Origin of the sequence: Micromonospora sp. NPDC049203 (assembly GCF_043197215.1) — a bacterium.
In the GTDB taxonomy this organism is placed as follows: Bacteria; Actinomycetota; Actinomycetes; order Mycobacteriales; family Micromonosporaceae; genus Micromonospora.
Genome location: NZ_JBICSV010000003.1, coordinates 240579 through 265883, shown reverse-complemented (window position 1 = coordinate 265883; position 25305 = coordinate 240579). Strand labels below are relative to the sequence as shown.

Below are 25305 nucleotides of genomic sequence, written 5' to 3'. Positions count from 1 at the left end.
CATATTCATGTCGAGGAGTGGCCGTCATGACCGGTACCCCCACCTGGTCCAACTGGGCCGGCAACCAGCACAGCACCGCGCTCCTCACCGTGCGTCCGCGTAGCGTCTCCGACGTCGTCGAGGCGGTCCGCCAGGCCGCCGCGGCAGGCCGGACCATCCGCGCCACCGGCAGCGGCCACTCGTTCACCGCCACTGCCGTCGCCGACGGGCACCGGATCGACCTCGCCGAGTTGGAGACGGACGTCACAGTAGATGTGACGCGCCGCCTGGTCACCGTACCGGCCGGGATGACGTTGCACACGCTCAACGATCTGCTCGCCGGACACGGGCTGGCGATGCCGAACCTCGGCGACATCGACGCCCAGACCATCGCCGGCGCGCTCTCCACCGGCACCCACGGCACCGGGGCGAAACTGGGCTGCCTGTCCACATTCGTGGCCGGGCTGACGCTGGTCACCGGCACCGGCGAGGTGCTGCGCTGCTCGGCCGAGGAGAACCGCGACGTGTTCGACGCCGCCCGGGTCGGGCTCGGCGCGGTGGGCGTGCTGGTCGAGGTCACGCTGCGCTGCGTGGACGCGTTCGTGCTGCGCGCGCACGAACGCCCGGCCCCGCTCGCCGAGGTGCTCGACGACCTTCCCGGCCTGTACGAGGCGCACGACCACGCCGAGTTCTACTGGTTCCCGTACACCGACCGGGTGCAGGTAAAGACCAACGACCGGGTACCCGCCGACGACCGGCCGCTGCCCCGCTGGCGCGGCTGGCTCGACGACGAGTTCCTCTCCAACACCGTCTTCGCCGGCGCCTGCCGCCTCGGCCGGGCCGTACCCGCCGTCGCGCCCACGATCAGCGCCGTCTCCGCCCGCGCGCTCACCGAACGCACCTACACCGGCCGCTCCGACCGGGTGTTCTGCACCCCGCGCCGGGTCCGCTTCGTGGAGATGGAGTACGGCCTGCCACGCGAGGCGCTGCCCACCGCGCTGACCGAGCTGCGCCGGATCGTGGACCGCCTGCCGTTCAAGGTGCTGTTCCCGGTCGAGGTGCGCTTCACCGCCGCCGACGACATCTGGCTGTCCCACTCGTACGGGCGGGACTCCGCGTACATCGCCGTGCACCAGTACGTGGGCATGCCGTACGAGCCGTACTTCCGGGCGTTCGAGCAGGTGGCGACCGAGTTGGGCGGCCGCCCGCACTGGGGCAAGATGCACTGGCGCGACGCGGATTCCCTGGCGAGGGCCTACCCGAGATTCGCCGACTTCCAGTCCGTCCGCGCCCGCCTGGACCCCGCCCACATCTTCCAGAACCCGTACTTGACTCAGGTCCTAGGCTCCTGAAGATCTTGGAAGGAAAGGGCCCTCATGAGGGCCCTTTCCTTCCAAGATCCCGGCTGGCGGTCACCCCGGCCAACCCGCCGTACGCAGGGCGGCGCGGAGTTGGGCGATCACCTCTTCGGGATGGGCGCGCAGGGCCCAGGCGGGGAACCGCAGAACCCGGTCGCCCTCGACCCACAGGTCGTTCTGCCGCCGCATGTCCGCCCAGGCGTGCGCCGGATCGAGATGCTGCCCGCCGTCCACCTCGACGTGCACCCGCCACTGCTCGAAGTACGCGTCGAGGTAGCGCCGCCGGCCGGCGGAGTCCCGGCGGACCACCTGTCGGGTCGGTTCGGGCAGGCCCGCGCTGCGGACGAGCCCGAGCAGGTCGAGTTCGCCCAGGGAGTGCGCACCCCCGACCGCATCGGTGGCGGTGGACAGGATCAGTCGTCGTCGGCGGATCCGGGGCATCCGCTCGACCACCTCGTGCAGATCGTCGCTGCCCACCAGCCGCTGCTGGAAGGCCGCCGCGACGATCGCCCGAGCCTGCATGTCGTTCGGTGCCCACTGCGCGGCGTCGACGATCGACCGGGCCGCCGCCGTCCGGGGCGGCGCGGCGACGGGCACCACGTCGGAGTCGGGCAGGTGGGTCGTCCGGTGTGCCAGCACGCCGGTCGGCAGCGGTGACCGACGGGTCGTGGCGGGCAGGAGCAGGTGGACCACCCGGTCCGGGAACCCGCGCAGCCCGCCCGCCTGGGCAGCCGTCACGCCACCCAACAGGGCGGTGGGCCCGGCCGCCAACACCGCGATCCACCGCCGCTGAGCGGGACCGACCGGGCCGTTGTGCGCGACGAGAACCGCGCGATGCGCCTGCCGCCACCGGCCGGTGGTCACCCGGTGGCGGATCGCCCTACGGGTCAGATGTGCCCGTGCCTGCTGAAGGCTGAGCACGTCCTCCTGCCGGAAGAGCAGCCAGGTCAACTCGTCCGCGTCGTCCGACGGCAGCGCCCGCCGCATCCCGCCCAGGAGTTCCCCACCCGCCCACAATGGCCACCCGGCCGGCTGTCCGCCGCCCCTGTGGACAACCACAAGATCTTGGAAGGAAACGGCCCTCATAGGGGCCCTTTTCTTCCAAGATCTCGGGAGGTCACTCGTTCGGGGTTGAGGTCGCCTTCTTGGGGGCGGCCTTCTTGGCGGGGGCCTTCTTCGCTGCCGTCTTCTTCGCCGCGGCCGTCGTCTTCTTCGCCGCCGTGGTCTTCTTCGTTGCCGCCGTGGTCTTCTTCGCCGCCGTCTTCTTCGCCGGGGCGGCCTTCTTCTTCGGGGCCGGGCCCTTCGCGCGCTTCTCGGCCAGCATCTCCGACGCCTGCTCCAGCGTCAGCTCCTCCGGTGTCTGCCCGCGCCGCAGCGACGCGTTGAACTCGCCGTCTGTGACGTACGGCCCGAAGCGCCCATCCTTGATCACCAGCGGCTTCTCGGTGAGCGGGTCGTTGCCCATCTCCCGCAGCGGCGGCGCGGCGGCCCGGCGCTGGCGCGTCTTCGGGGCGGCCAGCAACGCCAGCGCCTCGTCCAGCGTGACGGTGAACATCTTGTCTTCCGAGTCCAGCGAGCGGAACTCGTCACCGCGCTTGACGTACGGGCCGTAGCGGCCGTTGTTGGCGAACACCTCGGCGCCGTCCGGGGCCACGCCGATCAGCCGGGGCAGGCGCAGCAGCTGCAACGCCTGCTCCAGGGTGAGGCTGTCCGGCGTCTGCGAGCGCAGCAGCGACGACTTGCGCTCGCCGCTGGCCACGTACGGGCCGAACCGGCCGGACTTGAGCAGGATCGGCTCGCCTGTGGACGGGTCGTCGCCGAGCTTGCGCTCGCCGCCGCCGCCGAGGAACAGCTCGTGCACCTTCTCCGGGGTCAGCTCGTCCGGCGCCAGGCCGTCCGGGATCGGGGCCCGGTCGCCCTGCGAGCCGCCCTCCTCGCCCTCACCCTCACCAGAGGCCGAGGCCGAGCCCGAAACCGAGCCGGGCAGCGCCCGCTGCAGGTACGGCCCGTACCGGCCGACCCGGACGACGACCTCGCGGCCCTCGTCGTCGGTGAACAGCGGGATGGAGTTGACGCTGCGCGCGTCGATCTCGCTGAGGTTCTCGGTGACCAGCTTCTTCAGGCCACCGGCGTGCGCGATGGCCTGGTCGCCGGTGCCGTTGGTGCTGCCGAAGTAGAAGGAGGTGAGGAAGTCGACGGCGGCGTGGTCGCCACCGGCGATCTCGTCCAGCTCGTTCTCCATGCTGGCGGTGAAGTCGTAGTCGATCAGGCGGGGGTAGTGCCGCTCCATCAGCCCGATCACCGCGAACGCCAGGAACGACGGGATCATGGCCTGGCCGCGCTTCACCACGTACCCGCGGTCCTGGATCGTCTGCATGATCGACGCGTACGTGGAGGGCCGGCCGATGCCCAGCTCTTCGAGAGCCTTGACGAGCGACGCCTCGGTGTAGCGGGCGGGCGGCTGGGTGTGGTGGCCCTGCGCGTTCAGCTCGTCGGCGGTCAGCGGCTGGTCCTTCACCAGCGTGGGCAGCCGCCGCTCGGCGTCCTCCGCCTCGGCGTTCTCGTCGTCGCTGGACTCGACGTACGCGCGCAGGAAGCCGGGGTCGGTGATGGTCTTGCCGGTAGCGCCGAAGTCGGCCTCCTCCTGGGCGGAGGAGACGGCGCGGATGCGCACCGACACGCTGGAGCCGACCGCGTCGGTCATCTGCGAGGCGATGGTGCGCCGCCAGATCAGCTCGTAGAGCTTGAACTCCTCGGCGGACAGCTCCTTGGCCACCTCGCCGGGGGTGCGGAAGTTGTCGCCGGCCGGGCGGATCGCCTCGTGCGCCTCCTGCGCGTTCTTCACCTTGCCGGTGTAGCGGCGGGGCTCCGGCGGCACGCTGCGCTCGCCGTACAGCTCGACGATCTGCCGGCGGGCCGCCGTGATGGCCGTCTCGGACAGGTTCACCGAGTCGGTACGCATGTAGGTGATGTAGCCGTTCTCGTACAGGCGCTGCGCGGTGCGCATCGTCTGCTGCGACGAGAACCGCATCTTGCGGGCCGCCTCCTGCTGAAGCGTGGAGGTGATGAACGGCGCGTACGGGCGGCGGCGGTAGGGCTTCTCCTCGACCCGGGTGACGGTGAACGGCTGGTCGGCCAGGCGGGCCGCGAGCCCTCGGGCGCCGCCCTCGTCGAGGTGGACCACGCCCGCGCCGGGCCGCACCCGGCCGGTGGTCGGCTCGAAGTCCTTGCCGGTGGCGATCCGGTCGCCGTTGAGCGCGACGAGCGTGGCGTTGAACGTACGCGGGCCCTCGCCCGGCTTCGCCACCGCGAGCGTGGCCAGGATGTCCCAGTACTCGGCGGTGCGGAACGCCATCCGCTGGCGCTCCCGCTCGACCACGATCCGGGTCGCCACGGACTGCACCCGGCCCGCCGACAGCTTCGGCATGACCTTCTTCCACAGCACCGGCGAGACCTCGTAGCCGTAGAGGCGGTCGAGGATGCGCCGCGCCTCCTGGGCGTCGACCAGGTCGCGGTCGATCTCCCGGGGGTTCGCCACGGCGGCCTGGATGGCCGGTTTGGTGATCTCGTGGAAGACCATCCGCTTGACCGGCACCTTGGGCTTGAGCGTTTCCACCAGGTGCCAGGCGATGGCCTCGCCCTCGCGGTCCTCATCCGTCGCCAGGAAGATCTCGTCGACCTCCTTGGCCAGCTTCACCAGCTTGCTGATCTGCTGCTTACGGTCGGGCGAGACCACGTAGAGCGCGTGGAAGCCGTTGTCGACGTCGACGCCGAGCCGTGCCCACGGCTCACCCTTGTACTTCGCCGGGACGTCGGCGGCGTTGCGGGGCAGGTCCCGGACGTGGCCGAAGCTGGCCTCCACGACGTACCCCGGGCCGAGGTAGCCCGAGATCGTCTTGGCCTTCGCCGGTGACTCGACGATGACCAGACGGGTGGTTCCAGCGTTGCTCGGCACGTCTCTCCCCGACCTCACTCCTACGCCATGCCCGCTTCGGGCCGTGTTGCGCCACCCGGACCACACGCGGTCCGGATGTCCAACGTAACGCGCCGTCCGCGTTCCGGGTTTCGTGGGCGGCAAACGGGCCGCCCTCCCGGTGCCCGCCGGCCGCACCCTGCCGGACGGCGTCACGGTACACCGTGGGTAGGGCAGCAGGCGTGTCACTGTGACGATCGCGCACTCCGGCGGATCCGTAGCCGGGTGTCAGGCTTCGGACACCGGCTGTCATCCTCGGGAGCCCGGCCACTCCGCCACCGGCGCCGTCGCCGGCCGTTCCCCCACCAGCTCCGCGAGCCGGGACATCCGCCGTGCGCCGATCCGGAACGCGGGCCCGCCCTCGTCCGGCTCCACGAACGCGGCCGGCAGTCCCACCGCCGCCAGCGCGGCGCGGACCACCGGCCAGGACGGCTCGTCGGCCGGTCCGAGCCGCAGCCGGAAACCGGCCGGCTCGGCCGTGCCGGCGGCGGCCACCCAGAGCCGCAGCCGTCGCCCGTCCAGGTGGAAGCGGGCCGGTGGCCGCTTCACCGCGCCGCGCAGCCAGGCCCGCGCGAGCGGCGCCAGCATGCTCGTGTACGCGGTGCGCACCCGGTGCCGGCCGTCCTCGGCCGGCTCCCAGCTCGCCGGCACGCCCCGGGCGCCCAGCTCGGCCACCAGCACGTGCACCCGCCAGGCGGCGTCCACCACCACCGAGATCCGGGCGGTGCCGCCCATCCGCCCCACCTCACCCGGCCCGGCGAGCAGGCCGGCGAGATCCGCCAGCGCCGGATCGGCCGCCTCGGTGGAGAACAGCGAGGGCTGGCGGGCGGGGTTCGGGGTGGGAGGGGTCAGCGACACTCCGGGACCTCGTCGAAGGCCTCTTTCAGCTCTGTCGAGTTGAGCTTGCTGGTGTCCAGCGCGCTCGCGTCGTACTCCTTGTTCAGCGTGTCCACTGCGGCGCGCACGCCGTCGTAGAACGGGCCGGCCTGGGCGGTGTCGAGCCGGTCGATGGAGTCCCGGGCCCGGCCGTACGCGTCGCGCATCTTGCCCAGCGACCCCAGGAACCCGGCGGACACCTCGGCGCCGCGCTCGGCCTCGGGCACGCCCGCCTCCTCGACCTTGCGCCGGGCGTCCTCGCTGGCCTGCTCGGCCCCGGCGAACAGCCGGACCAGGTTCTCCTTGGCCTGCGCCGGGGTGGTCTGCGCGGTCATCTGCTGCTGCGTGCTGCTGGTCAGCTTGGAGATCTCCGCGCGCCACGGGGCGAGCGCCTGGCACACCGACGCGGCCCACACCCGGGGGCTGGGACCGCCACCGCACCCGGTGACGACGAGGACCAGCGTGGCCAGGACCACCGTGAGCTTTCCGGCGGTTGCCGCCCGGCGCGTACGCATGCGATGCAGCGTACGACCTCCGGGCGGAACCGCCACCGGTCAGGTTTGCCGGGTGCGGGGTTCCCGGCCGGCCGGGGCCGGCCGGGAACCGTCGCGTGCGATCAGGCGTTCACCGTCTCCGGACGCTGGTCCGGGGTGCCGGCGTCGCTGTCCGAGTCGGTCATCGCCACGCCCTTGCGCTTGCTGAACACCACGGCCCCCGCGATGATCAGCGCGGCGACCACGGCGATCGTGATGCGCAGCGGGTTGTTCTTGTCGTCGCCCACGCTCCAGGCGACGACGGCCGGTGCGATAAGCAGCGAGACCAGATTCATCACCTTGAGCAGCGGGTTGATCGCCGGGCCGGCGGTGTCCTTGAACGGGTCGCCGACGGTGTCGCCGATGACAGTGGCGGAGTGCGCGTCGGAACCCTTGCCGCCGTGCGCGCCGTCCTCGACCAGCTTCTTGGCGTTGTCCCAGGCACCGCCGGAGTTGGCCAGGAACACCGCCATCAGCGTGCCCGCGCCGATCGCACCGGCCAGGTACGCGGCGAGCGCACCCGCGCCGAGGCCGAAGCCGACGGCGATCGGGGCCAGGATGGCCAGCAGGCCGGGGGTCATCAGCTCGCGCTGCGCGTCCCGGGTGCAGATGTCCACGACCTTGCCGTACTCGGGCCGCTGGGTGCGGTCCATGATGCCGGGCAGCTCGCGGAACTGGCGGCGTACCTCCATCACCACTGCCCCGGCGGAGCGGGAGACCGCGTTGATGGCCAGGCCGGAGAAGAGGAAGACCACGGCCGCGCCGATGATCAGGCCGACCAGGTTGCGCGGGTTGGCGACGTTCAGCAGCTCGTCGATCAGCGCGGTGGTGTCCTGATTCCCGGTCGCGTCCGCGTACGCCGTCTTGAGCGTGTCGGTGTACGAGCCGAACAGCGCGGTCGCGGCCAGCACCGCCGTGGCGATCGCGATGCCCTTGGTGATCGCCTTCGTGGTGTTGCCGACGGCGTCCAGCTCGGTGAGCGTCCGCGCGCCGTGCTCGTCGATGTCGCCGGACATCTCCGCCACGCCCTGCGCGTTGTCGGAGATCGGGCCGAACGTGTCCATCGCGACGATGACGCCGACCGTGGTGAGCAGGCCGGTGCCGGCCAGCGCGACGGCGAACAGGGACAGCGTGAGCGAGCTGCCGCCGAGCAGGAACGCGCCGAACACGCCGGCGCCGATCAGCAGCGCCGAGTAGACGGCCGACTCCAGGCCGACGCTGATGCCGGCGAGGATGACGGTGGCGGCGCCGGTCTGCGAGCTCTTGCCGATGTCCTGCACCGGGCGCCTGTTGGTCTCGGTGAAGTAGCCGGTCAGCGCCTGGATCGCGGCGGCCAGCACGATACCGATCACTACCGCGCCGATGGCGACCAGCCGCGGGTTGCGGTCGACGTCGGTCAGCCCGCCCTCCAGCTCGGCGAACGTGGCCGGCAGGTACGCGAACGCGGCGATCGCGACGAGCACGGCGGCGATCAGCGCGGACAGGTAGAAGGCCCGGTTGATCGCGGTGAGGCCGTTGCGGTCGCTGGCGCGCAGCCGGGTGATGAAGACGCCGACGATCGCGACCAGCACGCCGATGGTGGAGATGATCAGCGGGAAGACCAGACCGGTCTCACCGAACGCGGCCCGGCCGAGGATCAGCGCCGCGACGAGCGTGACCGCGTACGACTCGAACAGGTCGGCGGCCATGCCGGCGCAGTCGCCGACGTTGTCGCCCACGTTGTCGGCGATGGTGGCGGCGTTGCGCGGGTCGTCCTCGGGGATGCCCTGCTCGACCTTGCCGACCAGGTCGGCGCCGACGTCGGCGGCCTTGGTGAAGATGCCGCCGCCGACCCGCATGAACATGGCGAGCAGCGCGGCGCCGAAGCCGAAGCCCTCCAGCACGGTCGGCGCGTCGCCCCGGAAGATCAGCACGACCAGCGCCGCACCGAACAGGCCGAGGCCGACGGTGAGGAAGCCGACCACGCCGCCGGTGCGGAAGGCGATCTTCATGGCGCCCTCGCGCCCGCCTTCCCGCTCCCGGGCGGCCGCCGCGACCCGCAGGTTGGCGCGGGTGGCCAGCCACATGCCGGCGCCGCCGATGAACGCGCTGAACAGCGCACCCACCACGAAGAACGCCGAGCGGCCGACCTTCACCAGCGTTTCGTTGCCGTCGGTGTCGTGCACCGGCAGCAGGAAGAGCAGCACGACGGCGATCACCACGAAGATCGCCAGCGTGCGGAACTGCCGCAGGAGGTACGCCGACGCGCCCTCCTGCACCGCGCCGGAGATCTCCTGCATGTTGGTGGTTCCCTTACCGGCCGCCAGGACCGCCCTGGTGAGGGCGGCCGCGAAGACGAGCGCCACCAGCGCGATGACCGCGGCGATGACGACGTACGTCACGTTGGCTCCGGTAAGGGACAGTGCGCCGCCGTCGGCGGCCAAGGTCCCGGACATCTATGTCCTCCTGTACCGAACAACTCGCGCCGACCCGTGGAGACGCACGGGCCGACGCCTGGATGCGGACTCGCAAGCGCGTGCCGACCCACCCCGGCGGATCAGCGATGCTCCCGTTCCCGCCGGCTACGGGATGGGATCACTTGCTGACAACCCGCGTACTGTAGCCCTCTGGCGTGGCGGAGGTCACACCGAGGGGGCACCGTGTCTCGATGATCTTCGCAACTGTGTTATGCGAAGAAATCTGATATATGGCGCGACCAATACGACGAGGCCGCGCCCCCTGCGTGAGCGCGGCCTGCGTGTGCGAAACGGGTCAGGCGCGGCCGGCCGGCCAGGACATCCGCACCTCGGTGCCGACGCCCTCGTCGACCGGGCGGACCTGGAGATCCTCCACGAAACCGGCGAGCAGCGCGAAGCCCACGCCGGTGGTCAGCGCGTCCTCGCTGAGCGACTCCTTGGCCAGTTCGTCCGGCCCGAGCGCGGCCAGGCCGAGGCCCGCCTCGATCGGGGCCCGGTCCACCACCCGGACCGTGTAGCCGCCGCCGTCGGACATCTCCACGTACACCGGTTCGGCCAGGCCGTACTGCCTGTGCAACGCGACCGCCCGGGTGCACGCCTCACCGATGGCCAGGCGCACCTCGTCCAGCAGGTCCTCGCGTACGCCGGCCCGCCGGGCCACCGCGACGCCGACCAGGCGGGCGGTGCGCACGTGCACCGGAGCCGGAGAGAAGGACAGCTTGACGGTGGCCATCACGCGCCGGTGGAGTCGGCGGCGATGGCCGCGTCGACTGTCGGATGCAGCGGGAAGACCTGGTCGAGGGCGGTGATCCGGAAGATCTTGAGCAGCGGCTCCTTGTCGCAGACCAGCGCGAAGGAACCCCCGGCCGAGCGCAGCCGCTTGAGCGCGCCGACGAGCACACCCAGCCCGGTCGAGTCGAGGAAGTCCACCCGGCCGAGGTCGACCACCACGTGGCGGGCCCCACCGTCGATCAGCTCCAGAAGCCGTTCCCGCAGGCGGGGGGCGGTGTAGACATCCACCTCACCGCCGACCTCGAGCACCGTGTGCTCCCCCACGGCGCGGGTCGCCAGCGACAGCTCCATCGGCCCCTCCTCGGTAAACTCTCCTGGGCATCTAACCATCTCCCCGTGCGGCCCCTCGGGTCACCGCCAGGGCTCTCCCCTTACCCCCACCCTGCGGTTCCCAATTCCGAACACCAGTGCGAGAGTGCAGGACGTGACCGACCACAGCTCCGGCCCGCGGCGTGCTCCGGGTGAGCTGCTGCACCGGCTGCGGCTGCGCCACAGCTCCGACCCGGTCACCCACGTCGAACGCGTACCGGCCCGCGTCGGCGAACCCGTCGGGTGGCCCGGGTGGGCACCGGAGGAACTGCGGGCGGCGTTCGCGCGGCGCGGCGTCGTCGCCCCCTGGCGGCACCAGGCCGAGGCCGCCGAGCTGGCGTACGCGGGGCAGCACGTGGTCGTCGCCACCGGCACGGCGTCCGGCAAGTCCCTGGCGTACCAGCTTCCCGCACTGAGCACGCTGCTCGCCGACCCGCGCGCCACGGTGCTCTACCTGGCACCGACCAAGGCGCTCGCCGCCGACCAGCTCCGCGCCGTCGCCGGTCTCGAACTCGACGGGGTACGCCCCGCCACCTACGACGGGGACACCCCGCGCGCCGAGCGGGAGTGGATCCGCCGGCACTCCCGGTTCGTGCTGACCAACCCGGACATGCTGCACCACGGCATCCTGCCCGGCCACGCCCACTGGTCCGGGTTCCTGCGCCGCCTCGCGTACGTGGTCGTCGACGAGTGCCACACCTACCGGGGCGTCTTCGGCTCACACGTCGCGCACGTGCTGCGGAGGTTGCGGCGGCAGTGCGCCCGCTTCGGGCGTACTCCCGTGTTTCTGCTGGCCTCGGCCACGTCGGGCGACCCGGCGGCGGCGGCCGGGCGGCTCACCGGCCTGCCCGTCACCGCCGTCACCGAGGACACGTCGCCGCGCGGCGGGGTGACGTTCGCGCTCTGGGAGCCGCCGCTGCTCCCGCCGACCGACTCGTCCGCCGACGCCGACCTCGTCCAGGTCCGGCGCTCCGCGCTGCGCGAGACCGCCGACCTGCTCGCCGACAGCGTGATCGAGGGGGTACGCACGCTGGCGTTCGTGCGGTCCCGCCGGGGTGCCGAGGTGGTGGCCGCGAACGCCCGGCGGTCACTCGACGAGGCGGTGCCCGGCCTGGGCGACCGGGTGGCCGCCTACCGGGCCGGCTACCTGCGCGAGGAGCGCCGCGAGCTGGAACGGGCGCTGCTGCACGGCGACCTGCTCGGGCTCGCCTCCACGAACGCGCTCGAACTCGGCGTCGACCTGGTCGGGCTGGACGCGGTGCTGATCTGCGGCTGGCCCGGCACCCGCGCGTCACTGTGGCAGCAGGCCGGGCGGGCCGGGCGCTCCGGCGACGAGGCGCTCGCCGTGCTGGTGGCCCGGGACGACCCGCTCGACACCTACCTGGTGCACCACCCGGAAGCGCTGTTCGGGCGCCCGGTCGAGGCGACGGTGCTCGACCCGGCCAACCCGTACGTGCTCGCGCCGCAGCTCGCCTGCGCCGCCCACGAGTCCCCGCTCACCCCGGCCGATCTGGACCTGTTCGGCGAGGGCGCGAAGGAGGCGGTGGACTCGCTGGTCGAGGCGGGGGCGCTGCGGCAGCGGCCCACCGGCTGGTACTGGCGGCACCGGGAACGCCCCGAGGTCGACCTGCGCGGCGAGGGTGGCGCACCGGTGTGCGTGGTGGAGGAGTCCACCGGCCGGCTGCTCGGCACCGTCGACGGCGGGTCGGCGCACTTCCTGCTGCACACCGGCGCGGTCTACCTGCACCAGGGCGTCTCGTACGTGGTCGACTCGCTCGACCTGGCCGACGGGTGCGCGCTGGTGCACGCCGAGGAGCCGGACTGGTCCACCCACGCCCGCGACGTCACCTCGCTGTCGGTGGTGTCGGTCCGCTCGTACGTGGACGCCGGACCAGTCGGCCTCTTCCTCGGCGAGGTGGACGTGACCAGCCAGGTGGTGTCGTACCAGCGGCGGCGCATCGCGACCGGCGAGGTGATCGACACCCGGCCACTCGACCTGCCCGCGCGGGAGCTGCGCACCGTCGCGGTGTGGTTCACGCTCTCCCCCGAGTCACTGACCGCCGCCGGTGTCGAGGCGGCGGACGTGCCGGGCGCCCTGCACGCCGCCGAGCACGCCGCCATCGGGCTGCTGCCGCTGATGGCGACGTGCGACAGGTGGGACATCGGCGGGCTGTCCACCGCCCTGCACCCGGACACCGAGGCGCCGACCGTCTTCGTCTACGACGGGCATCCCGGCGGGGCCGGTTTCGCCGAGCGGGCGTACGGCACCGCCACCGCCTGGCTGCGCGCCACCCGGGACGCGATCGCCGAATGCGGGTGCGAGACCGGGTGTCCGTCCTGCGTCCAGTCCCCGAAGTGCGGCAACGGCAACAACCCGCTGGCCAAGCCGGAGGCGGTGAAGGTCCTCGACGTGGTGCTGACCAACCTCGCCGCGGCCGGTCCCGCGGACGGCCCGGGCGCGGGCGGCCCGGGGGCGGGCGGCGGCCTGGGTCCGGAGGTGGGGCGCGGTGAGGCGCTGCCCCGCCAGGGCGACCGGGTGGCCCGCCCGGCTCCGGCGACCGGGGGCACACCCGCCTGACCCGCACGGGTCGCGGCCGGCAGGCCGGCCCGCCGGACGGGCGACCCACCAGCCGGAGGTTCGACCGCCGCTTGGAGGGGGTCGCGGTATCGGAAGGCGCTGGATCTCATCACTTCGGCCGACCGGTGCGGATCACGCGATTTCGGAGGGCATGCAGCGGGCCGGTGTGTCTGGTTGGTGGGACGAAGGCATGAGCGTGGGGCGGTCGGGGCATTGATGTATGGGAGCGCTTCCATGCATCATTTCCGGTAGCGCACAGGTGACCCGAGACCCGTCCCGCCGGAGGTGCAGCCGTGGCCGACACGATCGCCGAGACCGTCGAACTGCTCTACACCATCGACCAGGAACACCTCACCCCCGACCAGCAGATAGCGCTGGGCACCGCGATGGCCACCCTCGCCCAGGCGGAACGGCTGGAGCAGATCAACGAGCGTCTGCGCGGCATCCATCAGGTCCTGAACACCTGGGCGATGAAGGCCACCGTCGACGGCGGCCGCTGACCCTTGGGCATTGCCCGGACGTGCCCGTCGGGTCCGCAGCCCGGCGGGCCGGGCCGGGCGGGTCGGGCTGGGCGGGTCGGGCTGGGCGGGCGGGTCCGCCGGGCCGGGCGGGTCAGGCGGGTTGCGGCGCGGCGGCGCACACCCTGCGCGACGTGTCGGCGCGCAGGTCCCGCATGGGTTCTGCCCGCCCGGGCAGTGGTGGTGTGATCGGGCCAGCGGCGGTCGGTCTGCTGTGCGAGACTCCGGCGACCCTCGAAGGAGATCTGATGTCGCCCGATAACCTGCAGGCCCAGCACCGATTCATCATCCGTCAGCGGATCCGGATGATGGTCAACCAGTACGAGGTGCACTCGGTGGCGCCCGACGGCTCCGAAGGAGGGCTGCTCGCGTTCGCGCAGCAGAAGCGGCTCGCCTTCAAGGAGCAGGTGACCATCTACACCGATGACACCAAGCAGTACCCCCTTCTCGGCTTCAAGGCCCGTCAGCGGCTCGACCTCGGGGCCACCTACGACGTGACCGACCACGCGGGCAACCCCATCGGGCTGTTCCGCAAGGACTTCGCCCAGTCGCTGCTGCGCTCGACGTGGCACGTCGAGCAGCCCGGCCTGCCGCCCGCCACCGGGCAGGAGCGCAGCATGCCGGTGGCGCTGCTGCGCCGGTTCGTCGACTCGCTCTCCTGGCTGCCGTACCACTTCGATTTCGTGGCCGGCGGCCAGCCGGTGTTCTCGGTCGACCGGAAGTGGGGGCTGCGGGACCGGTACTCCGTGGAGATCCAGCACCCGCAGATCGACCGTCGACTGGTCATCGCCATGGCGGTCGGACTGGACGCCCTCCAGTCCCGCTGACCCGCCGCCCCCGGCCCGGCTCTCGGCCCGGCACTGGCGGCCGCCCGTCAGGACCGGGCCGGGCCGGCCCGGGACGTCGCGGCGGCGTCCCGGGTCAGTCCCGGCAGCGGTGCGACACGTACCCGCGCCGTGACGATGAGGTCCAGCCCGTCGACCCGGCACCCGGTCATCCGGCCGCCGTTTGCGGAGACCAGGTCGGCGGCGCGACCGCAGGCGGCGTCGGTTCCGTCGAGCACCTGCCCGGCACCGGCCAGCGCCCCGAAGTCCGCCGCGTTGCGGGCCTGATGCCGCGCGCACCGGGCCGCCCCGAGCGCGGCACCGAACACCCCGACCAGCACGAACACGAGCCCGATCGCGAGCAGGCACACGGTGGCACCGCCCCGGTCCGCCGAGGACCTGCCGCCGGGCTCCCCGCGCTTCACCGTCCCGCCCGTGATCGGCGGTCCTCCTGCGGCGGGCCAGCGGGAGGACGAGCAGGCCGGGAAATCGTCAGCGCTCACGGCACCGGCCCCGGCGCACCGGGTTCCACTGCGGCCACTGCCTCCCCCGAGACGACCAGGCGAGGCAGCCGCGTACCGAACGTCCGGACCGGGGCCCGGACCGTCGCCGTCACGCGGTCACCGGCGACAGTCACGGCCACCTCCGCGCCGTCCGGGGCGTACCGGGTGCCGGCTGGCGTACCGGGCTCGCCCCGGGCCGCGGCGAGAGCCGCCTCCCGGGCCGCGTCGACACACGCGACCCGGGTGCCCACCGCGTTGACCGCGGTCAGACCGGCGACGAGGAGCATCATGAGCGCCGGCAGGCCGGCCGCCAACTCGGCGGTGAAGGAGCCCCGCTCGCACGCGGCCCACGAGCGCCACCGCCGCCACACCGCCCCGGCCCGGGCGCTGGCGGCGTCCCGGAACGGGCCGGGCTCGGCCGATACGCCCATCGGGACCGCTGAGGTCAGCCACCGACCGTGACGGCCGGCCCGCCGGCGCCCGGTCACTTCAGGGCCCGGTCGATGACGGCGGTCAGCGCGGACTGCACGTTGCCGGAGGTGAGCACCTTCAGCAGGATCCCGGCGAAGGCCACCGCGGCGAGGGTGCCCACCGCGTACTCGGCGGTGTTCATGCCGGCGTCACCCCGCAGGCGGGTGAGGAGCTTGCGCATGTCGTACGTCCCTTCTCGATGGATCACAGCACGTCGCCGAGGACGGCGACGATCACCGGCACCAGACCGGCGAGAATGAAGGCGGGCAGGAAACACAGCCCGAGCGGCAGCACGATGAGCACCCCCGCCCGGCGGGCCGCCGCCTCCGCCGCTGTCGACCGTTCGGCACGCAGGTCGTCGGCCAGCCGGGTCAGCGCGCGAGCCAGTGCGGCACCGCTGTTCGACGAGCGGACCGCCGCCGCGACCACGGGTTCGGCCCCGGCGACGCCGCTCAGGTGCGCCCATGCCTCTCCGGGGCCGCCACCGAGCTGCAGCGTGCGGCCGACCCGGCCGAGCCGGTCCGCGAGCGGCCCGCCGAGCGCCTCGGCCACGGCGAGCGCCGAGCGGTCGACCGGTGCGCCCGCCCTCAGCGCGGCGGCCAGCAGATCCGCGGCCAGCGGCAGGTCGGCGGTCTCCCACAGGCGCCGTTCCCGGACGGCGCGCGGCTCGATCCGGCGCAACAGACGGTCGGCGGCGACACCGGCAAGCAGCCCGAGGAACGCTCCTGTCGCACCGCCGACCACCACCGTCACGGCGATACCGGCCAGCGCCGCGCCGAGGCGTACCCGATCCGGCCACCACGCCGGGCGGGCCGGCGTCGGCACCGGGGCGAGCCGGCGCAGCCGCCGCGCCGGGCGGGCGACCGGACCGGCGACGACCAGCAACGACGCGGCACCGCCGAGACAAACGGCGGCCAGCACCTGCCGTGCCATCAGGCGGCCCGTCCCGGCGTGACGCCGAGCCGCTCGGCCCAGAGCAGGCCGCCGACCTGCAACACGACCGCCGCGATCGCGCTACCGGCGCCCACCGGCGTGTGCAGCAGCACCGCCACCGGGTCGACCCCGATGCCGTAGCCGAGACCGATCCCGCCGAGCGGCAGCGCCGCGAGCAGCCAGGCGGTCGCCCGCGCCCCGGCGGCCTGGGCGGCGGCAGCCGCAAGGCCCCGATCGGCGGCGCGGGCGTCGGCCTCGATCCGTTCCAGCAGGTCGGCGAGCGGCGCGCCGGTCCGGTCGGCCAGCCTTCCGGCGGCGCGGGCCAGCCGGGCGACGCGTCCCGGACCGGCGTCGGCACCGCCGTCGACAGGTAGCCCGGCCCGCAGGTCTGCGGCGACGGCGGCCAGCCGGTCCAGGTCGCGGCGGTGCGCGAGTGCGGCCGCCCGGTGGGTACGCCGGCGCAGCACCGCCCGAGCCGCGAGCACGCCGTAGGTGGCGAGCACCACGGCGGCCACCGGGCCACCGAGCAACGCCCCGGCCACGGCCCCGCACAGCGCCGCCGCGGGCAGCGCACGTCGGGCGGAGAGGCATGGCGCGGCGGCCCACCGCCGGATCCGACGTCGTGGCGGGTCCGGCGGTGCCGGACGGGCACCCTCCACCCGCTCACCTGGGATGCGTGCCGTACCCAGAACCGCCAGCCGCCGGGCGCGACCGGCCCGTACCGGCCAGGCGACGGCGACCGCCGCGGCGGCCAGCAGCAGGACCGCCTGCCACAGGTGACCGGTCACGACGGTTCCCCCGGGTCAGGCCAGGCAGCCTGGAGGATCGGCGGCACCGGCGCTCCCCGCTCCCGCACCAGTCCGGCGAGCGTCCGGGCCGCCGGACCGAGCCCTCGGCCGCGTACCCATGCCGGGACCACAGTCACCACCCGGTCGGGCCCGTCGGGCAACAGCAGGCCGATGGAGTCCAGTACGCGTCCCTCGCCGGTACGGCGAAGCTGGAGGACGACCTGCAACGCGGCGGCGACCTGGGCGTGCAACGCGAGCCGGGGCAGACCGCCGAGCATCCCCAGCGCCTCCAGCCGGGCCGGGACGTCGGCAGGGGCGTTCGCGTGCAGCGTCCCCGCCCCGCCGTCGTGGCCCGTGTTCAGCGCGGCGAGCAGGTCGACCACCTCGGCGCCCCGGCACTCGCCCACGACCAGCCGGTCCGGCCGCATCCGCAGCGCCTGCCGTACCAGGTCGCCGAGCCCGACGGCACCGGCACCCTCGACGTTCGCGGTGCGCGCCTGCAACCCGATCACGTGCGGGTGCACCGGGCGCAGTTCGGCGGCGTCCTCCACCAGCACGATCCGCTCGGTGCCGGGCACCAGCCCGAGCAACGTGTTGAGCAGCGTGGTCTTGCCGGAGCCGGTGCCGCCGCTGACCAGGTACGCGAGGCGGGCCGTGACGATGGCGGCCAGCAGCGGGGCGACCGGCCGGGACACGGTGCCCCGCTCGACCAGTTCGTCGAGGGTGAACGGCCGCTGCCGGAAGGTACGCAGCGACAGGTAGGGCCCGTCGGTCGCCACCGGAGGCAGCACCGCGTGCAGCCGGGTGCCGTCGGGCAGCCGCGCGTCCGCGTACGGGGAGGCGTCGTCCAGTCGCCGCCCGGCCGCCGAGGTGAGGCGCTGCGCCAGGCGGCGTACGTCGTCGAGCGTGCCCAGTGGCACGGCGACCTGACGCAGTCCCCGCCCTCTGTCGACCCAGACTCGGACCCCGTTCACCAGCACGTCGGTGACCTGCGGGTCGGCGAGCAGCGGCGCCAGTGGACCCGCGCCGACCAGGTCGTCGTGCACCCGGTCGGCGATCCGCAGCAGCGTGGTGTCACCGAGCACCGCCGCCGCCGGTTCGGCGCGTACCGCGGAGACGATGGCCGCCGGCGTGACCGGGGTGGCCTCGGCGGCGAACCGGTGCCGGACCCGGGCGGCCAGCTCCCCCGGTTCGGGCGTGGTCACGCCGCACCAGCCGCCGACGAGCCGATCATCTCGTCCACGAGCCGCTGGCAGAGCGCGGCGAGCGGCCCCTTCCCGCTCGCGCCCGGCGCCTCGCCCCGCTCCAGCCCACGGCACAGTCCCGGCTCGGGTCGCAGCGTGCCGGCGAGCGGCAGGCCCAGCGCCCGGGACACCTCGGCCGCGCGGAGCCGACCGGGCGCCGGGCCGCGCACGATGACCGAGAGGTCGACGCAGTGTGGCGCGGCGACAGCGGCGACCCGGGCCGCCGCGGCCGCCGCCCTCAGCTCGGCCGGTACGACGAGCAGAGCGCGGTCGGCGGCCTGGAGCGCGATCACCGCCGCGTCGTCGAGGTGCCGGGGCAGGTCGAGCACCAGCAGATCCCGCCCTCGCCGTCCGGCGTCTACTGTGGCGGCCATCGCCTCAGCCGGCAGGTGCCGCAGGTCGCCCCGGTCCCAGGAGAGCACCACCAGATCGCCTCGGCTGGGCAGCGCGCGGATCAGCGACGGCGGGTCGACCCGCCCGTCCGTGCCGGCCAGTTCGGGCCACCGCAACCCGTCGAGCTGCTCCCACCCGAGCACCAGGTCGAGACCGCCGCCGAGCGGGTCGGCGTCGACCAGCAGCGTGCGCAGCCGGGACCGGGCCGCCGTGACGGCGAGCCCACCGGCCAGCACGCTGGCCCCGGCGCCTCCCCGCCCGCCGAGCACCGCCACCACCCGGCCCGGCCCCGGGCCCGCCGGCCCGGCCACGCATTCGGCGAATCGGTCGACCAGCCAGGGCTCGGCCGCCGGCAGCGTCGCGACGTGCTCCGCGCCGATCAGTTCGGCCAACTCCGTACCCGGATCGAGCTCTCCGGAGCGACCGACCAGGACCGTGCGGGCGCGGCGGGGAAGGCGTGCCCGCAGGCAGGCCGCCGCCTGGTCGGCGCCGACGAGCACCAGCGGCGCCGGGGCCCAGCGGGCCCGGGCGGCGGCCGGATCGGCCGCCAGCTCGACCTCGGTGCCGCCGGCCGCCGCGAGTCGCAGCAGCTCGTCGAGGAGGTCGCCGTCGGAGGTGACGAGCAGGGGCAGACGACGGTACGGCGGAAGCGGGGTACGGGGCGGCATGGCGGCCTCCATCAGTCGGACTCGGACGTGCCGGGTGCAGCCTGCCCGGCCGGACGGTGCGAGACCGGTGCCCTGTGGACAACCGAGAGGGTTGTGGACAGACCTCGGTACGCCGGTTGATCTGCTATGCGCCCGAGACGAAGGTGTCGAGTGGACCGTCTGCCGTTGACGCCAGAGACCGTCGTTGACCTCCTCTAGGCCCACCGGCCGATGGCCGTGGTCGACTGGATCAACTACGAGCGCCGCCGGCAGCAGTACGCGGTGCTCCGGCCCGGCCAGTCGGACCGGCAGCAGACGTACGTCGGTCGTCCCTGGGTGGTGGCCGACGAGCGGGGCCGAGGACTGGTGTGTTTCGAGCCGGCCCGGTACACCTGCGCACCGTGATCCGCTGAGCCGTGCCGGGTGCCCTCAGGACGTCTGGCTGTTCGGCCGGGGTCGTTATCAGCCATCTGCTGTGGCACTGCGGACATGCGGCCCGACGGCCGCCCGTTCCTGGGCTTCGCGCGTCGACTCGTACCGACTGGTCGCCCTGGCCAGATATCTCTGCAACTCAATGTGACGGAACTGGTAGACCGCTCCAATCTGGCGGAGGACACCGAGGCGGTGAGCGTCGTCGACGAATTTCATGAGACGCCACGGCAAGTCACCCCGGACGGCGAGCCAGAAGCGGGCGATGACGAACGGGCCGTACGAGGACTGGACGCACGCCGCCACCAGCCCGACGGTCAGACCGGCGGCGAGGCCGACGCTGGGGCGTACGCCGAAGGCTGCGCCCAGGCCAAAGGCGAGTCCGCCGAGGGTACCGACCATGAGGAAGGTCCCGCGGTCGCGTTGGAGCACGCTCAGCGGGTCCGCGATCTTGTTCGGGTCTACGGTGGTGCCCTCAAGACCAGCGGCCAGGCCGCCGAGCACTCCGACGACGATGCCGGCGAGGATCCCCAGGCGAAGCTCGGAGCGCAGCCACACCTGTGTACCGATGGCGAGTCCGACGGTGATCCCGACGACGAGACCGACCTTTGAGTAGTGCAGGGCCCGCACCTCCCGGGCCGGACGGCGCAGGCCGGTGAGCACGACGACTGCGCCAGCTGCCAACCACGCGGCGACTCCGTCCACCAGACCCGCGACCACGCCCCTGCCCAGACCGGCGGTCAGTGCCACCGCCATGCCGCCCAGGAGGCCGCCCGCGAATCCCCGGCGTCTACCACCGATGGCACCGGCGCCGATGCCCGCACCCAGACCCCCCATGAGGCCGGCCCAGACCGGGGTGCCCCGCAGGACGTGGCAAAGCATCCCCCCGGCCAGCGCACCGAGAAGACCACCGACGAAACCCGCCGCCATGCCGCCCACGATGCCGACGCGTCGAGGCACCATCAGGAGTTGGAAGGTGTTCGGGTGCCGACGGCCCGATCCGTTTCCCGGGTGCCCGATCGGCAGAAACACCACGGCCAGGGCGACGAGGATGCCGAGACCGAGACCCATCCCGAGCGTGTCACCGAACGCGGCGACCAAGCCGACCGCGAGCGCGGGCAGGGCGCCGACCGAGAGAGCGATCACCGGAGCGCCGACCTTCTCGCGCAGCTCCCACCAGGCCAGGTCGACTACGGCCCGCTTCTCCAGCCAGACGGCGAGGAGGCCCAGCCATCTGATCGCGCGTTCCTTGTCACAGAACGGCTCGGGTTTCTGCCCGGGGAACTGCCGGTAGGCGGCGGGCAGGAACCCGGCGAACAGGTGCTGATCGAGCGCCGCCCGGTCCCGGAAGCGGTCGCTGTCGGTTAGCTCGTCGGGGTGAGGCAACTCATCCAGGGGCTCCTCAGAACGAGGGTTGTAGATCGCCCGGGCCAGGCTGATCTGAAGCGGGGTGGTGAGAACCTCGCGCAACGGCTCCGATCGGGTTGCGGCAGCGAAGACGCCCGACCACCGCTCCTCCCCGCCCTCGGCAGCCAGGTAGTAGCGAGCCGCAGGGAGGCGTACCGACTCGATCTCAATGGCCAGGGTTAGGTGCAGTCGGCCAGCCGTGCCGGGATTGTCGTCGACGAGTTCGGCGAACTCTTCCGTACGGGAAGAGAGCACGAAACCGGCGCCTCGGCGCATCTCGTTGTTGATGCCGTCGCGGGCAGCGGCGCGCAGTGCTGCGGGCAACTCGTCGAACCCGTCGAGGACCGGCAGGAGCAGGTCTGCGTCGATCAGTCGTCGTGCCCAGGTGACGCCCCGGCCATCGGTCTCCCCCAGTTGGGGGTGGTCGTTGGAGAGCCGCGTCTCCAGCCAGTCGTACAGACCGGTGTGTTTCGGGTCCCACGACGCGAGTGAATAGAGGACCGGGACAGCGTTGACGCCCTTGGGCGTGCCGCGCAATTTGAGCAGGCGCAGAACGAGGCGGACCAGCGCGACGGTCTTGCCGGAACCGGCGCCGCCGAGCACGAGCAGCCGCCGAGTCGGCGCCCGCCGCAGTAGCACCTCGGCAAGGTCGAGGTCGTCACCTGCCAGGGCGGTTGAGCGCGCCCAGCCGCCTTCGGGTGCCGGCCACCACTCACTTGCCGCAAGATGAAGCGTGCTGAGCGGGGTGGTCAGCTCCGCGGGCGCCACCTTCCAGCCCAGGGGGAACGGGCGCGGTTCGTTGAGGTTCCGCGTGCCCATCTCCGTCGTCCATTGACTGCTTATCGCGTCGGCGAGGTTGTTGAGCACCGCGTCCAGCGACGGCTGCTCGTACCTCTGATCGCGCTCGCGGACCGCAACGGCCAGGGCGAGGACGACGGCAGCCCCGGACAGTGCCCACTGGCGCGTTCCCCACTCGTCAGGAGTACCGCCGGTAGCAAGGTTGATGAGGGCGGGCACGACGACGAGGCCGATCAAGGTGCTGGGAATCACCGTCCGCCGCGAAGCCATGCACCCACGGTAGCGATCCGAGCAAGCCTCACCCTTGTTCGGCTGACCTGCGTCCGCTGATCGAAAAGTACGCCCCGTCCAGCGGTCGCCCGAACGCCTCGAAGATCGACTGATAGCCGACACGAGCCCCGTCCAGCAGCGTTCCGCGATCGAGCGTGAGCCGCCGTACCCGATGGGAGCCGGCGGCGGGTCGGAGCCGTAGAACGGACGTACCCCGCACGTCCACAGTGGTGCCTGTCTTTAAGAGCTGCTTGTCGGCCTCCCAGGCGATACGCGCCTCAAGTGCCGCGTCGCCGAGTCCCCGTGCCCACTGGTTGAGGGTGCGGTGCAGGACGAAGCTGGTCACCCGGTTCGCGTCCGTGGGGGTTCCCTCAGGAGCTGTATTGATCATCAGGACATGGGTGGCGCCATCGGCCAGCGCCGGATACAGGGGATCGGGCCAGAGCAGTCCGCCGTCGAGGTAGCGATGGCCATCGAGCCGGTACGGACGACCTGCGAGGATCGGCAACCACGACCCGGCCATGAGATAGCGGTGGATGTCCGGGGCGACATCTCGGACATCCAATGGCTCCGGCAGCATCGTGTCCACATTTGACAGGGCGATCCGCACGTCGAAAGGCGAGTCGGCCAGCGCGACGGTGTCGAGCGGAACTTCCTCCCGCATCACCCGCTCGAACACGTACGGCATGTTGAGGCGCGGTCGGTGCACCAGGTAGGCCGGATTAACGAAGCCGCGCGGAAGGTGGTCGTAGTAGACGGAGAGAGCATCCCAGCTGCCGCCTGCCGCGAAATATGCCAGATTGATGGAGCCCGAAGAGGTGCCGTACATCCGGTCGAAGACGCGGGTGATGCCCAGGTCGCGCAGTGCGATGAGCATCGCGCCCGACACCACGCCGCGCATGCCGCCACCCTCGAGGGTGAGCGCCAGGACATGGTCGTCGGGCTTTCCGGCGAGCCGGTCGCGGATGACCTGCCAGACGTCCGGCCGTGCCATTTCGTCGCTCACAGCCTCCACCTTCGCCCACCGCTGGGCGAGGCGGCAAGGGCGGCCGGTGACGCCGGTCGCCACCTGAGGCTGCCGGCAGGTGCCGCCGCCTCGTCTCTGGACGTCACCGATCTCGTGTTCATGCCGGTCGGTTCAACAGGCGTACCTGTGCCGCCGGGTGGATTCCGCCCTGCGCTGGCTGGCCCGCACCGCCGAGACCGTCGTCGGCCCGGCTACGCGCCCCGACCCGACCGGCTGGTCAGACCGCGTGAACTGAACCTGTCACCTACTGGTCCAGCAGACCGTCCCCGGGTGCCGGTGACCTGCGGTGGCACGCTCCCACCACAAAGGGACGACCCCCGTCGGGGGGAGACGGGGGTCGTCTTGTGGTTCGGCTCCGGGGGGGTCGAGCCGAACCGACTCAGCGGTTACGGGGGGTGCAACCGCCGAGGGTCGAGCGGCGCCGGGTATGCGAACTCCCGTCGCGTGCACAAGCATGCCGCAGTCGACCCTTATACGTCGAGTGTTGTTCACTCCACGCAAAGCTAAATTCATCGATAACCGCCTGTGACCGACGTCACTCCTCCGGGTGCTCATCGGCTTTCGCCACCCGGGCGGACGCCCGGACGTCGCCCGTCGGGCTAGACTTTCGCGCCGTGGGCCGTAGCGCCGCTTTCTTCGATCTCGACAAGACCGTCATCGCCAAGTCGAGCGCCCTGGCGTTCGGTCGGCCGTTCTACCGGGACGGGCTGATCACCCGGCGTGACGTGGTCAAGTCGGCGTACGCGCAGTTGATGTTCCGGCTGGGCGGCACCGACGAGCAGACCATGGCCCGCACCCGGGACTACCTCGCCACGCTCTGCAAGGGCTGGCCGGTGGAACAGGTCCGCCAGATCGTCGCGGAGACGCTGCACGAGCTGATCAACCCCTATGTGTACGCCGAGGCGGCCGCTCTGATCGAGGAGCACCAGGCCGCCGGGCGGGACGTGGTGCTGGTCTCGGCGTCGGGCGACGAGATGGTCCGGCCGATCGGTGAGCTGCTCGGGATCACCGACGTGATCGCCACCCGGATGGGTGTGGTGGACGGCCGGTACAGCGGCGAGGTCGAGTTCTACGCGGCCGGTCCGAGCAAGGTCGAGGCGGTCAGCGAACTGGCTCTGGAGCGCGACTACGACCTGGCCGACTCGTACGCGTACTCCGACTCGTACTCCGATCGGCCGTTGCTGGAGTGCGTGGGGCATCCGACGGTGGTCAACCCGGATCGGGCGCTGCGCAAGCTGGCGGTGGAGAACGCGTGGCCGGTGCTGGAGTTCCGGCACCCGATTCCGCTGGGTCGCCGGCTGCGCGAGCGGCCGGCGGTGCCGGTCGCCGCGGCGGCACTCGGTGTGGGCGTCGGCGTGGCCATCGGCATCGCCTGGTACGGCCGGCACCGCCGCGCCCGCACCGCCGCACCCACCGCGTGACGCCCGCGCACCTCAGGACGCGGCGAGGATCTCGTCGCCGATCAGCGTGATCTGGTCGGCGCCGACCTCCACCGCCGTCATGTAGTGCCGCAGCCAGGAGCGCAGGCCGTCGGGCGTGCCGGTGGCGAACGCGCCGGCCGCGCCGACGTACTCCGGTTCGCGCTCGCAGTGCCCGACGTCGACCGCGACCAGCCCGCGGGGGTCGAACCCGGTGGAGATCAGCACCAGCCGGGCGGCGGCGCGGGCCACCACCCCGGACGGGCCCGGGAACGGGCGCAGGTTCAGCAGCTCGCCGTGGACGACGGCGGCCAGCACCAGCGGTGGCACCTTCGTGCCGCCGGCGACCAGGGCGGCCAGCCCGTCGAGGCGGGCCGCGACCACCGGGTCGGCGACCGGGCGGCCCAGTTCCTCCTCGGTCACCACGTCCCGGGCGGCGAGTACGTGCAGCCGGGCCATCACCTGCCGGGGTGCCTTGGGCCAGAGGTCGCTCAGCCCGGGCAGCGCCCCGGCGACCCGCAGCGCGCCCTGGAGCACGGGGTCGGTGACGGTGCCGGCGCGTACCTCCTCGCGGTCGTGGACGCGGCCCTCCAGCGCGGCGCTGGCCACGGCGGAGCGGAGGCTGACCTCGGCGGCGACCTGGCCGCCCTGGCGGCGCAGCGCGCGGTGCCGGTGGGCCTGGTCGACCCGCTCGCGGGCCTGCTCGACGGCGGTGGCGACGTCGGCGAGCGCGAGCAGCGGGGCGAGCGGATCGGTGGTCACCCCGTCACGCTAGCGACCA

Annotated in this window: 23 protein-coding genes; 6 read left to right on the top strand and 17 right to left on the bottom strand. The window is 72.8% G+C overall.

The window, feature by feature from the left end:
• Positions 1 to 26: 26 nt before the first annotated feature.
• Positions 27 to 1331 (top strand): D-arabinono-1,4-lactone oxidase, encoded by a 1305-nt coding sequence (locus ACGFIA_RS10225; protein WP_393259520.1) that lies wholly within the window; start codon positions 27 to 29, stop codon positions 1329 to 1331.
• 60 nt (positions 1332 to 1391) lie between these two features.
• On the opposite strand, the gene ACGFIA_RS10220 is transcribed toward ACGFIA_RS10225, so the two are convergent.
• From ACGFIA_RS10220 to ACGFIA_RS10190, 7 genes are all read right to left on the bottom strand, one after another.
• Positions 1392 to 2324 carry a DUF559 domain-containing protein gene (locus tag ACGFIA_RS10220; RefSeq protein ID WP_357500719.1) on the bottom strand — a complete coding sequence of 311 codons (933 nt, stop codon included), beginning with the start codon at positions 2322 to 2324 and terminating at the stop codon, positions 1392 to 1394.
• Between the two features lie 130 nt (positions 2325 to 2454).
• A complete protein-coding gene (topA, locus tag ACGFIA_RS10215) occupies positions 2455 to 5292 on the bottom strand; it encodes a type I DNA topoisomerase (protein ID WP_393259518.1) in 2838 nt (945 codons plus the stop codon).
• A gap of 267 nt (positions 5293 to 5559) precedes the next feature.
• Positions 5560 to 6168, bottom strand: coding sequence for a hypothetical protein (locus ACGFIA_RS10210; RefSeq protein WP_393259516.1), 609 nt, complete (start codon positions 6166 to 6168; stop codon positions 5560 to 5562).
• Positions 6159 to 6701, bottom strand: coding sequence for a hypothetical protein (locus ACGFIA_RS10205; protein WP_357390696.1), 543 nt, complete (start codon positions 6699 to 6701; stop codon positions 6159 to 6161). Before ACGFIA_RS10205 ends, ACGFIA_RS10210 begins: the two co-directional genes overlap by 10 nt.
• A gap of 101 nt (positions 6702 to 6802) precedes the next feature.
• The gene (locus ACGFIA_RS10200; RefSeq protein ID WP_357390698.1) at positions 6803 to 9154 is read right to left on the bottom strand and encodes a sodium-translocating pyrophosphatase; all 2352 of its coding nucleotides are present in this window, start codon (positions 9152 to 9154) and stop codon (positions 6803 to 6805) included.
• Between the two features lie 316 nt (positions 9155 to 9470).
• Positions 9471 to 9908 carry an ATP-binding protein gene (locus tag ACGFIA_RS10195; RefSeq protein ID WP_357390700.1) on the bottom strand — a complete coding sequence of 146 codons (438 nt, stop codon included), beginning with the start codon at positions 9906 to 9908 and terminating at the stop codon, positions 9471 to 9473.
• Entirely contained in the window at positions 9908 to 10258 is a 351-nt protein-coding gene (locus ACGFIA_RS10190) for an STAS domain-containing protein (protein WP_013283649.1), read from the bottom strand. Before ACGFIA_RS10190 ends, ACGFIA_RS10195 begins: the two co-directional genes overlap by 1 nt.
• A gap of 133 nt (positions 10259 to 10391) precedes the next feature.
• On the opposite strand from ACGFIA_RS10190, the gene ACGFIA_RS10185 reads away from it, so the two are divergent.
• The 3 genes from ACGFIA_RS10185 to ACGFIA_RS10175 all read left to right on the top strand — a co-directional run bounded on the left by ACGFIA_RS10185 (position 10392) and on the right by ACGFIA_RS10175 (position 14199).
• Positions 10392 to 12854, top strand: a complete 2463-nt coding sequence (locus ACGFIA_RS10185) for a DEAD/DEAH box helicase (RefSeq protein ID WP_393259514.1) — start codon at positions 10392 to 10394, stop codon at positions 12852 to 12854.
• Positions 12855 to 13147: 293 nt separating this feature from the next.
• Positions 13148 to 13354 carry a hypothetical protein gene (locus ACGFIA_RS10180; RefSeq protein ID WP_357390706.1) on the top strand — a complete coding sequence of 69 codons (207 nt, stop codon included), beginning with the start codon at positions 13148 to 13150 and terminating at the stop codon, positions 13352 to 13354.
• A gap of 266 nt (positions 13355 to 13620) precedes the next feature.
• A complete protein-coding gene (locus ACGFIA_RS10175; RefSeq protein WP_357390708.1) occupies positions 13621 to 14199 on the top strand; it encodes a hypothetical protein in 579 nt (192 codons plus the stop codon).
• 47 nt (positions 14200 to 14246) lie between these two features.
• On the opposite strand, the gene ACGFIA_RS10170 is transcribed toward ACGFIA_RS10175, so the two are convergent.
• Genes ACGFIA_RS10170 through ssd form a run of 7 tightly spaced genes read right to left on the bottom strand, consistent with a single transcriptional unit; the run spans position 14247 to position 19196 of the window.
• Entirely contained in the window at positions 14247 to 14699 is a 453-nt protein-coding gene (locus ACGFIA_RS10170; protein WP_357390710.1) for an Rv3654c family TadE-like protein, read from the bottom strand.
• The gene (locus ACGFIA_RS10165; RefSeq protein WP_357390712.1) at positions 14696 to 15130 is read right to left on the bottom strand and encodes a TadE family type IV pilus minor pilin; all 435 of its coding nucleotides are present in this window, start codon (positions 15128 to 15130) and stop codon (positions 14696 to 14698) included. Before ACGFIA_RS10165 ends, ACGFIA_RS10170 begins: the two co-directional genes overlap by 4 nt.
• A gap of 53 nt (positions 15131 to 15183) precedes the next feature.
• Entirely contained in the window at positions 15184 to 15351 is a 168-nt protein-coding gene (locus tag ACGFIA_RS10160) for a DUF4244 domain-containing protein (protein WP_013283643.1), read from the bottom strand.
• A gap of 23 nt (positions 15352 to 15374) precedes the next feature.
• Positions 15375 to 16103: a type II secretion system F family protein gene (locus ACGFIA_RS10155; protein WP_357390714.1), complete on the bottom strand. Its 729-nt coding sequence runs from the start codon at positions 16101 to 16103 to the stop codon at positions 15375 to 15377.
• The gene (locus ACGFIA_RS10150; RefSeq protein ID WP_393259511.1) at positions 16103 to 16891 is read right to left on the bottom strand and encodes a hypothetical protein; all 789 of its coding nucleotides are present in this window, start codon (positions 16889 to 16891) and stop codon (positions 16103 to 16105) included. Before ACGFIA_RS10150 ends, ACGFIA_RS10155 begins: the two co-directional genes overlap by 1 nt.
• Complete coding sequence (locus ACGFIA_RS10145; RefSeq protein WP_357481198.1) at positions 16888 to 18096, bottom strand: TadA family conjugal transfer-associated ATPase; 1209 nt, start codon at positions 18094 to 18096, stop codon at positions 16888 to 16890. Before ACGFIA_RS10145 ends, ACGFIA_RS10150 begins: the two co-directional genes overlap by 4 nt.
• Positions 18093 to 19196: a septum site-determining protein Ssd gene (gene ssd / locus ACGFIA_RS10140; RefSeq protein ID WP_357481195.1), complete on the bottom strand. Its 1104-nt coding sequence runs from the start codon at positions 19194 to 19196 to the stop codon at positions 18093 to 18095. The genes ACGFIA_RS10145 and ssd overlap by 4 nt, the downstream gene beginning before the upstream one ends.
• A gap of 210 nt (positions 19197 to 19406) precedes the next feature.
• Here ssd and ACGFIA_RS10135 point away from each other — a divergent pair, with 210 nt between their 5' ends.
• Positions 19407 to 19580, top strand: a complete 174-nt coding sequence (locus tag ACGFIA_RS10135) for a hypothetical protein (RefSeq protein ID WP_357391209.1) — start codon at positions 19407 to 19409, stop codon at positions 19578 to 19580.
• Positions 19581 to 19637: 57 nt separating this feature from the next.
• Here ACGFIA_RS10135 and ACGFIA_RS10130 read toward each other — a convergent pair whose 3' ends face one another.
• Positions 19638 to 22079 carry an NACHT domain-containing protein gene (locus ACGFIA_RS10130; RefSeq protein ID WP_357391207.1) on the bottom strand — a complete coding sequence of 814 codons (2442 nt, stop codon included), beginning with the start codon at positions 22077 to 22079 and terminating at the stop codon, positions 19638 to 19640.
• 28 nt (positions 22080 to 22107) lie between these two features.
• Positions 22108 to 23085 (bottom strand): patatin-like phospholipase family protein, encoded by a 978-nt coding sequence (locus ACGFIA_RS10125; protein WP_357391205.1) that lies wholly within the window; start codon positions 23083 to 23085, stop codon positions 22108 to 22110.
• A gap of 635 nt (positions 23086 to 23720) precedes the next feature.
• On the opposite strand from ACGFIA_RS10125, the gene ACGFIA_RS10120 reads away from it, so the two are divergent.
• A complete protein-coding gene (locus tag ACGFIA_RS10120; RefSeq protein ID WP_393259508.1) occupies positions 23721 to 24527 on the top strand; it encodes an HAD family hydrolase in 807 nt (268 codons plus the stop codon).
• A 12-nt stretch (positions 24528 to 24539) separates the two neighbouring features.
• Here the strand turns inward: ACGFIA_RS10120 and ACGFIA_RS10115 are convergent, their stop codons facing one another.
• The gene (locus ACGFIA_RS10115) at positions 24540 to 25286 is read right to left on the bottom strand and encodes an oxidoreductase (RefSeq protein WP_393259506.1); all 747 of its coding nucleotides are present in this window, start codon (positions 25284 to 25286) and stop codon (positions 24540 to 24542) included.
• Positions 25287 to 25305 lie beyond the last annotated feature (19 nt).